Annotated in this window: 14 protein-coding genes; 5 read left to right on the top strand and 9 right to left on the bottom strand. The window is 62.0% G+C overall.

The genetic code is table 11. The features are described from left to right. Positions 1-221: 221 nt before the first annotated feature. From D8U61_RS12310 to D8U61_RS12350, 9 genes are all read right to left on the bottom strand, one after another. The gene (locus D8U61_RS12310; RefSeq protein ID WP_024013952.1) at positions 222-1,262 is read right to left on the bottom strand and encodes an AI-2E family transporter; all 1,041 of its coding nucleotides are present in this window, start codon (positions 1,260-1,262) and stop codon (positions 222-224) included. A 69-nt stretch (positions 1,263-1,331) separates the two neighbouring features. Further along, entirely contained in the window at positions 1,332-2,138 is an 807-nt protein-coding gene (locus tag D8U61_RS12315; RefSeq protein WP_122603212.1) for a DUF4892 domain-containing protein, read from the bottom strand. 114 nt (positions 2,139-2,252) lie between these two features. Then, a complete protein-coding gene (locus tag D8U61_RS12320; RefSeq protein WP_130927019.1) occupies positions 2,253-3,107 on the bottom strand; it encodes an alpha/beta hydrolase in 855 nt (284 codons plus the stop codon). After that, positions 3,104-3,910 carry an alpha/beta hydrolase gene (locus D8U61_RS12325; protein WP_110646675.1) on the bottom strand — a complete coding sequence of 269 codons (807 nt, stop codon included), beginning with the start codon at positions 3,908-3,910 and terminating at the stop codon, positions 3,104-3,106. The genes D8U61_RS12320 and D8U61_RS12325 overlap by 4 nt, the downstream gene beginning before the upstream one ends. A 313-nt stretch (positions 3,911-4,223) precedes the next feature. Next, positions 4,224-4,667 (bottom strand): hotdog fold thioesterase, encoded by a 444-nt coding sequence (locus D8U61_RS12330; protein WP_016773655.1) that lies wholly within the window; start codon positions 4,665-4,667, stop codon positions 4,224-4,226. Between the two features lie 31 nt (positions 4,668-4,698). Further along, positions 4,699-6,354 carry an AMP-binding protein gene (locus tag D8U61_RS12335; RefSeq protein WP_130927020.1) on the bottom strand — a complete coding sequence of 552 codons (1,656 nt, stop codon included), beginning with the start codon at positions 6,352-6,354 and terminating at the stop codon, positions 4,699-4,701. Between the two features lie 203 nt (positions 6,355-6,557). Next, on the bottom strand, positions 6,558-7,010 hold the full coding sequence (sixA, locus tag D8U61_RS12340; RefSeq protein ID WP_125926509.1) for a phosphohistidine phosphatase SixA: 453 nt from the start codon (positions 7,008-7,010) through the stop codon (positions 6,558-6,560). Continuing rightward, on the bottom strand, positions 7,007-7,354 hold the full coding sequence (locus tag D8U61_RS12345; RefSeq protein WP_016773653.1) for a DUF4389 domain-containing protein: 348 nt from the start codon (positions 7,352-7,354) through the stop codon (positions 7,007-7,009). Before D8U61_RS12345 ends, sixA begins: the two co-directional genes overlap by 4 nt. A gap of 30 nt (positions 7,355-7,384) precedes the next feature. Beyond that, positions 7,385-8,410, bottom strand: coding sequence for an NAD(P)H-dependent glycerol-3-phosphate dehydrogenase (locus D8U61_RS12350; protein ID WP_110602350.1), 1,026 nt, complete (start codon positions 8,408-8,410; stop codon positions 7,385-7,387). A gap of 197 nt (positions 8,411-8,607) precedes the next feature. Between D8U61_RS12350 and D8U61_RS12355 the strand changes: the two genes are divergently transcribed. The 5 genes from D8U61_RS12355 (at position 8,608) to fabB (ending at position 15,561) form a co-directional block, all read left to right on the top strand. Continuing rightward, a complete protein-coding gene (locus D8U61_RS12355) occupies positions 8,608-10,731 on the top strand; it encodes a TonB-dependent receptor (protein ID WP_130927021.1) in 2,124 nt (707 codons plus the stop codon). Between the two features lies 1 nt (position 10,732). Further along, the gene (locus D8U61_RS12360) at positions 10,733-11,665 is read left to right on the top strand and encodes an ABC transporter substrate-binding protein (protein ID WP_130927022.1); all 933 of its coding nucleotides are present in this window, start codon (positions 10,733-10,735) and stop codon (positions 11,663-11,665) included. Continuing rightward, entirely contained in the window at positions 11,662-13,566 is a 1,905-nt protein-coding gene (locus tag D8U61_RS12365) for an ATP-binding protein (protein ID WP_130927023.1), read from the top strand. Before D8U61_RS12360 ends, D8U61_RS12365 begins: the two co-directional genes overlap by 4 nt. Before the next feature lie 247 nt (positions 13,567-13,813). Further along, entirely contained in the window at positions 13,814-14,329 is a 516-nt protein-coding gene (gene fabA / locus D8U61_RS12370; RefSeq protein WP_024013962.1) for a 3-hydroxyacyl-[acyl-carrier-protein] dehydratase FabA, read from the top strand. Positions 14,330-14,340: 11 nt separating this feature from the next. Beyond that, positions 14,341-15,561 carry a beta-ketoacyl-ACP synthase I gene (fabB, locus tag D8U61_RS12375; RefSeq protein WP_130927024.1) on the top strand — a complete coding sequence of 407 codons (1,221 nt, stop codon included), beginning with the start codon at positions 14,341-14,343 and terminating at the stop codon, positions 15,559-15,561. Positions 15,562-15,868 lie beyond the last annotated feature (307 nt).

A 15,868-nucleotide genomic window follows, 5' to 3' on the forward strand; every position in this document is an offset into this window, starting at 1 on the left:
CAGCGAAGCAAACCGTAGCCGCTGCGCCCGGATCGATCCCGGAGCGAAGGAACCCGAGCCTGCGAGGGCCGAACGCAGGAGCAAGCCTTTTGGGTTACCTTTTTGGCGTTTGAAAAAGGTGACCCGCCGTAAGGGCGGAACCGTAATCCGCAACACCCGCAGAAACGGATATACACCCAAAACCCCAAGAGCATGGTCGGCCCAAAGGCCGCCAAGCCCCCCTAGACCCGAGCCTGACTCTTACTCCAATCCGTCAAAAGACTATAAGCCACCGCCAACAACGTAGGCCCAATAAACAACCCGATAAAGCCAAACGCAATCAACCCGCCAAACACCCCGAGCAACACAATCACCAACGGCAGATTACCGCCACGGCTGATCAGATACGGCTTGAGCACATTGTCCACGCCACTGATGATGAACGTCCCCCAGATCCCGAGAAAGATCGCCATCCCGTACTCCCCCTTCCACACCAGCCAAGCCGTAGCCGGCACCCACACCAGCGGTGGCCCCATCGGAATCAGACTCAGCATAAACGTGACGATCCCCAGCACCAGCGCCCCAGGGACCCCGGCAATGAAAAAGCCGATCAACGCCAGCACCGCCTGCGCCGCCGCCGTACCAATCACGCCGTTGACCACCCGCTGCACCGTGCCCGCCACCAATTCGATGTAATAACCGGCACGATCGCCAATCAAGCGCTGCAGCAGACTGTGCACAAACGCCGCCAGTCGTGGCCCGTCACGGTAGAAAAAGAACACGAACACCAGGCTCAGCGTCAGCTCGAGAATCCCGCCGCCGATCTGCGCACTGCGCGCCAGCAGCCAGTTACCGACCTGGCCCAGATACGGCTTGATCGAGACCATCAACGCCGCGCCCTGCTGATCGATGCTGTCCCACATCGCCACCAGTCGCTCACCAACCAAAGGCACGCTGCCAAGCCAGGTGGGCGCTTCCGGCAAGCCGTCGACCTGCACATCCTTGATCAATGCCGTGGCATCGCGCACATGATCGGCAAGATTGAAGCCCAGCCACACCAGCGGCGCCGCCACCAGCAACATCCAGCCCAGTGTCAGGATCAACGCGGCCAGCGATTCGCGGCCATTGAGCGCGCGGGTCAACAAACGCATCAGCGGCCAACTGGCGAACGCCAGCACCGCGCCCCAGAACAGCGCCGACCAGAACGGCGCCATCACCCACAGGCTGGCACCGAATAACACCAGCAGCAGAATCTGCACCAGCAGGCGATCGTTATTGAGCATGGAAAGTCCCGGCAAAGTCAGTCAGCGAAAGAGTAGGCGAACACCGCGTGCGTGCTCGCCCGGCACAGCTTATCGCAACAGGTCGATGCGCAGGCCAGAGCCTTCGAGATTGCCGGTTTCCATCCGGGCCGCCCGCACACCCTGAGTGATCAACGCCTGGCGCCAGGCTTCGGCCTTGGGCCCGGAAACCGTGACCCGCAAGGTCGTGTCGAGATTCAGGCCACGGGAAATCAGGCGCAACCAGGTGGCATCCGGCTCATCAGCGAGTTTCGGGAAATCCAGCTCGCCGGTGCTTTTCAACTGGCGCAGCAGGGTCGCCGAGGTCGGCAGCAGTTCGCCCAACGGCGCAGTCGCCTCGAACTGTTCGACATGCAGATAGGCTTTGCGATTGCCGCGAGTGATGCTGTAAAGCGCCACCAGCGTGTTGTCCTTTGGCGCCGCCAGCCGGAGCAACAGATAAGCCTGTTGCTCGTCAGAGCCATACAGCTTGGCGTTGCCGAACACTTCGTTGGCCCACAGGCTGCTTTCGCCGCAATCGCGGGCCTGGCACCAGAACAGCAACTCGGCGTCCTGCTGTTGCAGGGCTTCGCGGGCGGCGGTAAAGGCTTCGGTGGCGGAATGTTCCGGCGGCAACTCGTAGGTTACCGAGGTGGTCTGGCCGCGGGCGGTGACCTGGCCGTCGAAGCGCAACTGGCCGCTGATCTTGCGGATCGAGCCCAGCGGGTAGATGCGCTCCAGCTCGGCCGCAGGGCGATAGTCGACGATCTGTGCGTCGGCCAGACGCGGCACGATTTGCAGATCCTGGCTGCCCGGCACATCGGCAGCGAAGGACAAGGAGCTGAAGCAGCACAGCGCGAAAAGACTGAGTGGCCGCATAGTCAGGCTCACCGGACGGTCATGGCTGGGCGGGTCGGGGTCGCAGCGGTATAGAAATCCATCAGTTTGTCTCCTGTTTCAACCCGCCCAGCCTCGGCAGTTGCCGGTAGCAAGTCAAGGCATGGCGAAGAAGCGATTGAAACAGTCTGCTACAAGACCTGCACCAGCCTCGTCATTCAGGTGCAGATGATGCCCGCCCGGCAACTGTTCGTGACTGAAGGGTAGACGCTGCAGCAACTCAGGATGCCTGGCCAGCATGCCATCCGCCGCGACCACCAGATGCGCCGGGCAACTGACGCGCGCGGCAAACGCCATTGCCTGTTCTTCCGTCAGGCGCAGCGGCGATGGCAGGGTCAGGCGATTGTCGGTGCGCCAGGTGTAACCGCCGGGCACCGGCATCAAACCGCGCTGGGCCAACAGTTCGGCGGCCTCGCGACTGACTGCCACCAAGCCTTTCATCCGCGCCTCGATGGCACGCTCAAGGGTGGTATAGACCGGTTTGCGCTTTTCGCGCAGATCAAGTTGCGCCTGCAGGGCCATGCCCATGCGCTCGGCGGCGTTTTCGCCTTTGTCTGTCGGAGGAATCACGCCATCGATGAGCGCCAGATGGCTGATGCGTTCAGGCAGCGAACCGGCCAGCACCATCGAGACAATCGCACCCATCGAATGCCCGAGCAGGCCGAAACGCTTCCAGCCCAACTGCTCGGCGACTTGCAGCACATCATGGGCGTAGTCCCACAGGGCATAACCGGCGCCGCTTGGCCGATGAGCGGAATGACCGTGGCCGGCCATGTCCAGCGCGACGATACGCAAACCGTGGAGCTTCGGCGCCAGCCGCGCGAAGCTGTTGGCGTTGTCGAGCCAACCGTGCAACGCGATCACCGGCAAGCCGTCCTCGGGGCCGAACAGATGCGCGGCCAACTCGATATGCGGCAGGTTCAGGCGCACTTCTTCGCAGGTCGGGCTCATGCGCAATCCTTGTTCTGCCGCTGTTCCCAGCGCATGAACAGATTCTTGAGCAGCCGAGCCGTGTCCTGCGGGCGCTCCAGCGGAAACATGTGCCCGCCGGGCATGCTCAGCGCCTCGCCCTGGGGCAGGCGCGAGACGAAACGTGTGTGATGGCGCATGACCACCCGGCTCTTGTGCCCGCGCACGATGGCCAGTGGCACCTGCAACTGGCGGGTGCGCCCCGGACTGGTGTGCGGCACGCCGCGATAAATGCTGATTTCCGTGGCTGGGTCAAAACGCAGACGCAGCTTGTCGTCGACCTGATGCAAACCGTGTTGCAGGTAGGCATCGAAGCATTCCGGATCGAAGCCGCGAAACAGGGTTTTGCCGGAAAAGTAACTGCGTGCACTGTCGAGATCGGCGAACTCTTCACGGCGTCCGAGGGTGCGCCCGGCCGGGGTCAGCCGGTCGATGAAACCAAAACGCTTGGCCGCGCGAATCACCCACTGATCGGTGCGGGTCAGCACCGGCGAGTCGAGCATCACCACGCCGCGATACAGCTCGGGACAGCGCAACGCCGCGTGCAAGTGCAGCAGACCGCCAAAGGAATGGCCAACGCCCCACACCGGCTGTTCCTGCAGCTCGAGGTGATGGATCAGTTCATCGACCAGGTTGTACCAGTTGTCGTCCGCCGGAAAACGCGGGTCATGGGCGTGCTGCTCCAGATGCACGACCCGATACTCCGGCGCCAGCGCCGCGAACAACTTGCCATAGGTCCCCGAAGGGAAGCCGTTGGCGTGGGCGAAAAAGATCGGTTGCGACATGCGGGCAAATCCATGAGCGGGAATCGTGGCGTTGATTGTCCGCAAGAGCCGGCGTCGCAGCAATGACTGTAAGTGCCAGGAATGATGACAGTCCGGTCAGGGTGATGTGCATCAGCGAGACCGCTGCCCCCTCACCCCAGCCCTCTCCCCCAAGGGGGCGAGGGGGAAAGGGAGCAGATCGGGGGAGTGTCCGGGACCTGAGCTCGACTCGAATTATCAGGTCGACGAGGATCGCGAAAACCACACGGCAGGCCCCCTCTCCCTCTGGGAGAGGGCTGGGGTGAGGGCTCGACCTGACGGAACCCGACAGATGTCAACGCAGCGGCGGCTGTTCCCCCAGCGGCACCACCGCCATGGTCAGGCGCGATACGCAACTGGCCTTGCCTTCGTCGCTGGTCAAACGGATGTCCCAGACATGCGTGGTGCGCCCGATATGGATCGGCGTGGCCACCGCCGTCACCCGCCCACTGCGCAAACCGCGCAAGTGATTGGCGTTGATCTCCAGGCCGACGCAATAGAATTTACTGGCATCGATGCACAGATAACTGGCCATCGAACCCACGGTTTCCGCCAGCACCACCGATGCGCCGCCATGCAGCAGGCCGTAAGGCTGGTGGGTGCGATGGTCGATGACCATGCTCGCGGTCAGCGACTGTTCGTCGAAGGCTTCGAAGCGAATATCCAGCACTTCGCCAATGGTGTTCTTCTGGATTGCGTTCAACTGTTCGATGTCGGGAGTAGTACGCCACAAGCTCATCGCAGACTTCCTTTGTTGTTGTAATCGATGCTCAATCCTGCCACAGCACCGCCTCGCTGCGCGCGCTCCATTCTTCGAAGCGTGCGCCGTAGCGGTCTTCGATGACGTTGCGTTTGATTTTCAGGGTTGGCGTGAGGAAGCCGTTATCCACCGCCCAGTTGTCCTTGACCACCACCAGCCGGCGCAGGCGTTCGTGCTTGTCGAGGGCGGCGTTGACCTCTTCCAGCAGCTTTTCCAGGCTCGCGTGCAGACTGGCACGAGGCTCTTGCTGATTGACCGTCGACAGCACGCACAACCCCAGCGGTGCACTCAGGCCATCGCCCACCACGCACACTTGTTCGATGCGTGAATGCACGGCCAGACGGTTTTCGATCGGTGCCGGCGCGACGTATTTGCCTTTGCTGGTCTTGAAGATTTCCTTGAGTCGCCCGGTCAGGCGCAGGCGCCCTTCGCTGTCCTGCTCACCCTTGTCGCCGGTGCGCAGAAAGCCGTCTGCGGTCAGCGTCTCGGCGGTTTTCTGCGGTTCCTTGAAATAGCCGAGCATGTTGGCCTGGCTGCGCACCTGCACTTCGCCGGACTCATCGATGCGCACCTCGACTTCCGGGCACGGCTGGCCGATCCAGCCCTGTTTGTATCGCCCCGGCAGGCAGATATGCGAATAGCCGCAGCCCTCGGTCATGCCGTACACCTCCAGCACATCGAGGCCGAGTTTCTGATACCAGGCGAGCAAGGTCTGCGGTACCGGCGCGGCGCCGGACAACGCCACGCGCAAGGCATCCAGGCCGAGCCCGGCCAGCACTTTGTGCCCGACCCGCTTGCCGATGAAGGGCAGCCCGAGGAGAAAATCCAGGCGCTGCGCCGGGATCTTGCCGTAAACACCCATCTGGAATTTGGTCCAGATACGCGGCACGCCGAACATTGCCGTAGGCCGCGCGCGCTGCAGATCGGTGATGAAAGTCTCGAGGCTTTCGGCGAAGAACACGGTCTGCCCGGTATAGATCGAGGCCAATTCGACAAACATGCGCTCGGCAACGTGGCACAGCGGTAGATACGACAGCAGCCGATCGTTCTCGTTGAGCCCGAACAGCTGCGTGCCGCGACTGGTGGCGAAACCAAGATTGGCGAAACTGTGCATCACGCCTTTGGGCAGGCCGGTGGTGCCGGAGGTGTAAATGATCGTCGCCAATTGCTCGGCGGCGGGACGCGGATCGTCCTGGATTGGCGAACAGCTCTGCAGATCCGCCCAGCTGTAATCGAACTCGCCTGGCGGATGCAGCGGCAGGCTGATGGTCGGCAAACCCGTCGGCACGCCTTGCGCCATGCCCGCCCAGTCATCGAGCTTGCCGATGAACGCCAGCGCACTTTCCGAGTGAGTCAGCACCTGCGCCACGGACTCGGCGGTGAGATTGGGGTACAGCGGCACCGACACATGCCCGGCCATCCAGATCGCCAGATCGGCGATGATCCAGTGCGCGCAGTTTTTCGAGATCAGCGCAATGTGGCTGCCGGGCGGCAGCTCCCGTGCGCGCAACCAGTGCGCGGCGCAGCGGGCCTGATGGCCGACATCGGCCCATGTCAGCGTCTCGACCTGACCGCCACCGATGGGCTGCACCAGAAAGCGCTGGCGCGGGTGCCGGGCTTCCCGTTCGTAGAACACGTCCAGCGGCAAACGGAAGGCGGCAGACATGCGACTCGCTCCTGTTTTTTTGGTCTGGAGCAAGAGTAGTCAACCAAGCAAGTGCTTGGTTGGAATTTTCAAACAAATAATTTCACGGATTGGCAGAAATCAATGTGGGAGCGAGCCTGCTCGCGAATGCAGTATGTCAGCCCCAAAAAGGGTGAATGACACGCCGCCTTCGCGAGCAGGCTCGCTCCCACAGGGATATGGCGTTAAGGGTGCTTGAGGCTGTTGAGCTTCATCGAGCCAATCAGCAGCTCACTGTGCTCAAGCTCCGCCAGGCCCGCTGTACTGACCTTCTCCGACGGATGCCCGGCGCCGTGCTGCAGATAGCTGAGCAGATCGCCCACCAACGGGTTGTGGCTGACCAGCAGCACATTGCTCACCGCGACCAATTGCTCGGCCACCTTGTCCGGATCGCTCTCCGGCGTCAGCCACTCGACCGTACGGATCTCCGGCTCGAACCCCAGCGCCTCGCGCACGATCTGCGCGGTTTGCTGCGCGCGCAGATAAGGGCTGGCGTAGATCGCCGTCAGCGGCTGGCCCATCAGATGCGCCGCGCTGCGCAGGACTTCTTTACGACCATGCTCGGTCAGCTCGCGCTCGGAATCGATTTTCGAGCCGTGAGGCACCGCCTCACCATGACGCAATACCCACAGTTTCATAGTTTGGGCTCCTCATCGCGCACCGGATGCGCGGCCGGGGCGACGGTGTGCGGCGCTTCCCCTTCCGGGGTGCGCGGCGCTGGCCAGTCGGCGAACGGCCAAGGCTTCTGGTCACTGTGGAACGTGCCGAAGCGGCCGATCTGCGCGAGGAACTGGCTGAGGCTGTCGCCAAAATTCATCAGGCTGGCGCTCGGTGCGCCGTAGATCAGGCGGTAGATCAGTTGCACCAAGACCACCGCGCCGAGGATGAACTGCGCGACTTGCCAGACCAGCAGATAAACGATCATCCACAACACCCGCAGGAGGATGGATTCGTACTGGGTTTCGCTTTTCGGATCGTTCATGGCTTGCTTCCTGTCCGTGTAACAGCTGTATCAGTTGAAACCGCTGGTGGAAATAAAGTCGACGTCGGTTTTCGGCTCGGCACGCATCAGTAGACCGATCACCTGCTCCAGCGTGCGTCCTTCGAACAGGATCGCGTGCAGCCCGGCGACCAGCGGCATGTACACGCCGACTTCCTGGGACTTGGCCTTGAGCACCTTGAGGGTGTTGACCCCTTCGGCGACCTCGCCAAGACGCGACACCGCTTCGTCGAGGCTCAAGCCCTGACCGAGGGCGAAGCCGACCTGGTAGTTGCGGCTCTTGGGTGACGAACAGGTGACGATCAGATCGCCGACCCCGGCCAGACCAAGGAAGGTCATCGGGTTGGCGCCCTGATTCACCGCAAAGCGGGTCATCTCGGCCAAGGCGCGAGTGATCAGCATGCTCTTGGTGTTCTCGCCCATCTCCAGCGCCACCGCCATGCCGGCGATGATCGCGTAAACGTTTTTCAACGCCCCGCCCAGCTCGACACCGAAACGGTCGGCGCTGGCGTAGACGCGGAAGGTGCGCCCGTGCAGGGCGGCTTGCACCGCTTTGCACAGTTCTTCGTCTTCACTGGCGACCACCGTGGCGGTCAGTGCGTGCTCGGCGATTTCCCGCGCCAGGTTCGGACCGGACAACACGCCGATGCGCGCCTGCGGGGCGATCTCTTCGAGAATCTGGCTCATCAGCTTGAAGGTCTGCGCTTCGATGCCTTTGGTCAGGCTGACCAGCATCTTGCCGCTCAAACGCTCGGCGTGGGCGGCAAGTACCGTGCGCAACGCGCTGGATGGCAGCGCGACAAAGCACAGATCGCAGGCATCGAGAGTGGCTTGCAGGTCGGTGACAGCAGTCACGCCCGGGAGAATCTTGATGCCTTTGAGATAACGCGGGTTTTCGCGGTTGACCCGGATGGCCTCGGCCTGCTCGGGGTCACGCATCCACTGAAGGACTTGATGGCCGTTCTCGGCCAGCAGATTGGCCACGGCGGTACCAAAACTTCCGCCTCCCAGGACCGCAATCGGGCGCTGATCAGTCATATGCAATCCGTTAATCCATACCAGTGGCGATGCCGGGCATTATACGGGGCGACCCGATGGCGGCCAGCCCCAGCAACAATTACCGACATTTGTAGGAAGAAGACCAATAAAACCTAGGAAAATGCCTGCAACGTCACTGGAAAAGTCGCCGCCCTCGGTTAACATGCGCGCCAATTCTTCTCTCTGCAGGCTGTGTCGTGTTTTCTGGCCCTCCTCCCCCGCGCTCGCCGCTGCTCCTGGCGCTGCTGTTCAGCCCGCTGGTGCTGGCGGACGATCTGTTCGTCGACAGCCAGACGCTGCCGCAGGTGCTTACCGCCACGCGGCTGAAGCAGACGCCGGCGGAAGTGCCCGGGAGCATGACCGTTCTCGACAGCGAACTGATCAGCGCCAGCGGTGCCCGCGACATCAGCGAGCTGCTGCGGCTGGTGCCGGGAATGATGGTTGGCAGCATCAACGGCAATCAGCCGGCGGTGAACTACCACGGCACCAACGCCAGCGAAGCGCGGCGCATGCAGGTGTTGATCGATGGCCGTTCGGTGTACCGCGCCGGCCTGGCGACGGTGGACTGGAGCGATATCCCGGTAGCGATGGAAGACATTGACCGGATCGAGGTGTTTCGCGGCCCGAACACGGTCAGCTACGGCGCCAACGCGCTGATGGCGGTGATCAACATCATCACCCGCCACCCGGCCGACAGCCATGGCACGCGTTTGAAGATCACGCGCGGCCAGCGTGGCATCAACGACTTTTATGCCAGTCAGGGCACCGGTTGGGACGGCGGTGATCTGCGCCTGTCGCTGTCCGGCCAGGAAGACGACGGTTTCGACAGCGACCGCAACGGCGCCGATTATCGCGACAGTCGACGCTTGAATCGTCTGAGCCTGGCGGTCAGCCACGACCTCAATGAAGGGCAAAGCCTCGACTGGCAGCTCAACGCCAAGGACGGCAGCAATCAGCGACCTTATACCTACCGCCCGGTGTTCTCGGGGATTACCGACGCCGGGAACAATTCCGACGTGGTGGCCAAGGATTACGCCGGTTCGGTGCGCTGGAACCTCGATATCAACCCCGAACACAGCCTTTATGTGCAAGGTTCGGCGCAGCACTGGGATCGACAGCAAGTCTGGCGCGCCTGCGATGCCGAGGTGTCGTTCAGCCCCGAGCTGGCGCAGCTGTGGCAGCTCAACCCGAATTACACCGAACGGCTGGCGCGCAACATCAACCAGTTCACCGGCCCCGGCGCGGCACCCGGCACGCCGCAGGAAATGGCGCTGGCCAATCAAGTGCTCGAGCAATGGCGCAACGGCGCCAGCCGGACCTTGTGCGGCGATATCGACCAGAGCGCCCGCGAATCGCGCTACGACCTCGAACTGCAGGACACCCTCAGCCTGTCCGACAGCCTGCGACTGGTCAGCGGCCTCAACTACCGCTACGACCGCGCCGATTCCGAGACCTATTTCAACGGCACCCTCGACGACACCACCTGGCGCGCCTTCGGCCAACTGGAATGGCGCGCCACCGAGCACTGGCTGGTGCAGGGCGGAGCGATGTTCGAAGACACGCAACTGATCGGCAGTTCGCTGACCCCGCGCTTCGCGGTCAACTACCTGATCAACCCGCGTCATGGCCTGCGCGCGGTGTACTCGGAAGCGATCCGCTCGCCGGACATGTTCGAGAACAACGTCAACTGGAGCTATCAGGTCAGCAACCTGCGACCCTCGGCCTACGGCCAGTCGTCGGCGCGCTATTTCGTCAAGACCCGTGGCCCCGGTGATCTCGATCAGGAACACATGCGCTCGCGCGAGTTGGGCTACAACGGTTACTTCGCCGAACTCGGACTGGCCGTCGACGTGAAGCTGTTCTACGACGAAATCACCGGGATGATCAGCGAACCGCTGCGCAACAATCAGTACATCGCCAGCAACGCCAACAGCTCGCGCTTTCGCGGCACCGAAACGCAACTCGACTGGCGCCTCAGCAGCGCCGACCGTTTGCGTTTGACCTACGCCTTCGTCGACGCCGAGGCGAGCAATCCGCTGGACCAGCAGTTGACCTCGCGCAACAGCGGTTCCGCCGGTTGGCTGCGCAATTGGGGCCATGGCTGGAACAGCGCCCTCTTCTATTACGGCGACAACGCGCTCAACGGCTATCGCTTCGAACGCGTCGACACGCGCATCGCCAAACGCATCGCCATTGGCAAAGCTCAGCTGCAATTGGCCGGCGTGCTGCAACAGCGCCTCGATCATCAGCCGAACACCTTCGTCGACAATAATTACGATGAACGCCGGGTGATGTATTTCAGTGCCGAGCTGGAGTTCTAGGATGCGCACCGGCCCGTCACGGAAGACGCCCACCCTGGGCCACTGGCTGGCCGGGCTCTGCCTGTTCATGACTGCGTGGCTGCACGGCGTCGCGGTGCAAGCGGCGGACATTCTATTGACCGGCGCCGAGGAAAGCCCCGGCGTGCAGGCCTTCGTGCAAGCGCTGAGTGAACTGCGCCCGACCGACAACGTGCGGTTCCAGCCGCTGGCGAGTTTGCCGGCACCGGGCAAATTACCGACCAGTCTGCGCTTGATCCTGCTCGATCTGCCCAGCCTCGACTGGCGTCTGCAAGACTCACAAGGCCCGTCGACGCTGGTGTTGCGCATCAGCCGCTTGCAGGCGCGCCAGCGTTTCGCCGATGCCCAACCGGCGCGCCTGAGCCTGCTCTGGAGCGACCCGCCGCTGAGCCGGCAATTGCAACTGATCCGGCGGATCTTGCCGCAGGCGCGGCGGGTCGGCGTGCTGTTCGATGAGCACGGCGAATTCCTCATTGACGAATTGCGCGCGGCTGCGCGGCCGCTGAACCTGGAGATTGTCAGCCAGCGCTGGGACAACATCCACGACAGCCGTCCGCTGCAAGCGGTGCTGAAACGCAGCGATGTGCTGCTCGGCCTCGACGACCCCGATCTGTACAACTCGCAAACGGCGAAAAACCTCTTGCTCAGCAGCTACTCGCGTCAGGTTGCGCTGATCGGCCCCAACATTGCATTCGTTCGCGCTGGCAGCCTCGCCAGTACCTACAGCGACCAGAGCGACTGGCTGGCGATTCTCGACCATTTGCTCGATCAGCCCACCAGCGCATGGCCGCGAACGCTTTACCCCGCTCGTTTCAAAGTCTCAAGTAATGCGCAGGTGGCTCGTTCTTTAGGCATCGAACCGCAGAATGAAGCATCTGTCGCCAGTGCCTTGGCCGAAGGAGAGCGCCGCCCATGAGTTTTCGTCGTCGTTGGGACATCAACACCCGCACGCAGCTGATCAGCCTCGGGCCGGCGCTGTTGCTGACGTTGCTGTTGATCAGCTTCTTTACCTTCGTGCGCATCCAGGACTTGCGTCAGGAGCTGAACCACACTGGCCAGTTGATTGCCAACCAACTGGCGCCTGCCACGGAATACGGGGTGATCTCCGGCAACAACGAAGTGCTGGAAAGCCTGCTCAAGGCGACACTGGCCACGCCCAACGTGCGTTTTCTCGAAGTGCAGGACAGCGCCAACCGGATTCTGGTGTATGTCGAACAACCGGCCGACAGCCACAGCCGCCCGCATCAGGTTGAAGTGTTCCAGGCGCCAGTGCGTTTGCAGCGGATCGCCTTACATAACGACTTCTTCCAGGACGGCAAGGTCAGCAACAGCACCGCCGGCGAGGATTATCTGGGGCGAGTGATCGTCGGGCTGTCCAATGACGCTTTCAGTCAGCGCCAGCAGGAGATCCTGTTCAAGGCCGGGATTCTCGCGCTGTTCGCCCTGCTCTTCACCTTCGTCGTCGCCCGCCGTTTGGCCGGCAGTCTGTCGCAGCCGATCCGCGACATCGGCGATGCGGTCAAGGCGATTCAGGAAGGCGATTACAAAACCCCGCTGCCGATTGTCGATGACACTGAACTGGGTGCGCTGTCGCAACACATCAATAACCTTGCTCAGGCGCTGGAACAGGCCAGCCGCGAACAGCAGCAGGCGATGGCGCAACTGATCCAGACCCGCGAAGAAGCGGAAAAGGCCAACAACGCCAAATCGGATTTTCTGGCGATGATGAGCCATGAACTGCGCACCCCCATGAACGGTGTGCTGGGCATGTTGCAATTGCTCGAAACCACCGAGATGACCGAGGAGCAGGTCGAATACGCCGCACTCGCTTCGGAGTCGACCGAGCACTTGCTCAAGGTCATCAATGACATTCTCGACTTCTCGCGGATCGAACGTTCGGAGCTGGAGCTTGAGCACATCCCGTTCAACCTCGCCGAGCTGATCGGCGCCTGCGCGCAGTCGTTCCAGCACAGCGCGGTGCAGCGAGGCCTGGCGCTGAATCTGCGCATTCCCGACGACATGCGCGGCTTGCAGGTGCAGGGCGATCCGACGCGGATCCGGCAGATTCTGGTCAATCTGGTCGGCAATGCCTTGAAGTTCACCGAGCAGGGCCGAGTGAGCATCGAGGCGCAATGGCAGTCGCTGGACCATGACCTGCTGTGGTTCACCTGCTCGGTGCGCGACAGCGGCATCGGCATTTCTTCGGAGAGTCTGGAGCTGATGTTCAATGCCTTCCAGCAGGCCGACAGTTCGATCTCCCGTCGTTACGGTGGCACCGGTCTTGGTCTGCCGATCGCGCGGACTTTGGCCGAACGTATGGGCGGCACCTTGCGCGCGCAGAGTGAGGAAGGACGCGGTTCGGTGTTCACTCTGGAAATTCCATTGGCGCTCTATAAGCAGGCAATGCCGGCGCTGGCCGCGCCGCGCACCCTGAACGGTAGTGGTCAGGGCGAAGGACGCCATGTGTTGCTGGTCGAAGACAACCCGGTCAACCAGACCGTGATCGAAGCGATGCTGCGCAGCCTCGGCTTTGCGGTCAGCGTGGCGACCGATGGCGCGCAAGCGGTGCGCAGTGCCGAGGGTGGCGAATTCGAAGTGATTCTGATGGATTGCCGGCTGCCGATCATCGACGGCTACGAGGCCACGCGGCAGATCCGCGACCTGCCCGGACGCCGCGATGTGCCGATCATCGCGCTGACCGCCAACGCCTTGCAGGGCGATCGCGAAACCTGTCTGGCGGCGGGGATGAACGATTACCTGGCCAAGCCGTTCAAACGCAATGACCTGCAGCAGATTTTGCAGCGCTGGGTGTCGTAGTGTGGGCCTTTCGACCATCTGCGACTGGCGTGAAAAGCGAAAGTGCGGCAGTCTTAGGCACCCGAACGAGCCCCAAAAGGGGCTTGATTAAAAATTTCAGTGCACAAGTGTACATTCATGTCCTTGGTGCTGTGACTTTCACCACAACGCAATAGTCTATGAGTAGGCTGCCGGTTCGAGGCATGAACGCCTTGAACGGTCGGGAAGATCTGCCCCACCTGCCGCATGGGATTATTGAGGAGCTCGCATGACCAAACAAAACGCCTTTACTCGGGAAGACCTGCTGCGCTGCAGTCGCGGTGAGCTGTTCGGCCCAGGTAACGCGCAACTGCCCGCCCCGAACATGCTGATGGTGGATCGCATCACCCATATCAGCGAAGAAGGCGGCAAGTACGGCAAAGGTGAATTGGTCGCCGAGCTGGATATCAACCCTGACCTGTGGTTCTTCGCCTGCCATTTCGAAGGCGATCCGGTGATGCCGGGCTGCCTGGGTCTGGATGCCATGTGGCAACTGGTCGGCTTCTTCCTGGGCTGGCAAGGCCTGCCGGGCCGCGGCCGTGCGCTGGGTTCGGGCGAAGTGAAATTCTTCGGTCAGGTGCTGCCGACCGCGAAGAAAGTCACTTACAACATTCATATCAAACGCGTCCTCAAGGGCAAGCTGAACATGGCCATCGCCGATGGTTCGGTCAGTGTCGACGGACGCGAAATCTACACCGCCGAAGGCCTGCGCGTCGGCGTGTTCACCTCCACTGACAACTTCTAAGGGTTATTCGCATGCGCCGCGTCGTTATCACTGGTCTGGGCATCGTTTCGTGCCTGGGCAATGACAAAGAGACCGTCTCCGCTAACCTGCGTGCAAGCCGCCCTGGCATCCGGTTCAACCCGGAATATGCTGAAATGGGTCTGCGTAGCCAGGTTTCCGGCTCCATCGACCTCAACCTTGAAGAGCTGATCGATCGCAAGATCTATCGCTTCGTCGGCCATGCAGCGGCTTACGCCTACCTGGCCATGAAAGACGCCATCACTGACTCCGGCCTGACCGAAGAGCAGGTGTCCAACCCGCGTACCGGCCTGATCGCCGGTTCCGGCGGTGCCTCCACGCTGAACCAGATGGAAGCGCTGGACATCCTCCGTGAGAAAGGCGTGAAGCGCGTTGGCCCGTACCGTGTAACGCGGACCATGAGCAGCACCGTTTCCGCTTGCCTGGCCACGCCGTTCAAGATCAAGGGCCTGAACTACTCCATCGCTTCTGCCTGCGCCACCAGTGCTCACTGCATCGGTACCGCCATGGAACAGATCCAGATGGGCAAGCAGGACATCGTCTTCGCCGGTGGCGGTGAAGAAGAGCACTGGAGCCAGTCGTTCCTGTTCGACGCGATGGGCGCTCTGTCCAGCAAGCGCAACGACACCCCGGAACAAGCTTCCCGCGCCTACGACAAGGACCGCGACGGTTTCGTCATCGCTGGCGGCGGCGGCATGGTTGTCGTCGAAGAGCTGGAACACGCTCTGGCCCGTGGCGCGAAGATCTACGCCGAGATCGTTGGCTACGGCGCAACGTCCGATGGCTACGACATGGTCGCCCCGAGCGGCGAAGGCGCGATCCGCTGCATGCAGCAGGCGCTGTCCACCGTCGACACCCCGATCGACTACCTGAACACCCACGGCACTTCGACTCCGGTCGGCGACGTCGCGGAAATGAAAGGTGTGCGTGAAGTGTTCGGCGACAAGGCTCCAGCGATCAGCTCGACCAAGAGCCTGTCCGGTCACTCCCTGGGCGCCGCCGGCGTGCACGAAGCGATCTACTGCATGCTGATGATGGAAGGCAACTTCATCGCCGGCTCCGCCAACATCGACGAGCTCGACCCGGAAGTGGCCGATCTGCCGGTGCTGACCAAGACCCGCGAGAACGCCACCGTCAACACCGTGATGAGCAACAGCTTCGGCTTTGGCGGCACCAACGCCACGCTGGTACTGAAGCGCTGGGAAGGCAAGTAATTCCCCACCGCTGAGCCGCACATGAAAACGCCCCGACTGGTTCGGGGCGTTTTTTTTTTGGCCTGCAGAAAATAGCAGGTACACCGCAAAACCCTGTGGGAGCGAGCCTGCTCGCGAATGCGATATTGATCGTTCCCACGCTCTGCGTGGGAATGCAGCCCGTGACGCTCCGCGTCACTGGACGCGGAGCGTCCCCAGAGGCATTCCCACGCGGAGCGTGGGAACGATCAAAGACAGGGATCCAGAGCGTTCTGGAGATGAAACTTCTGTCATGAAACTTACCGCCCTGCGACCGAATGTCGCGGTT

It is taken from the genome of Pseudomonas sp. Sample_14, assembly GCF_004307515.1.
Lineage (GTDB): Bacteria > Pseudomonadota > Gammaproteobacteria > Pseudomonadales > Pseudomonadaceae > Aquipseudomonas > Aquipseudomonas atacamensis.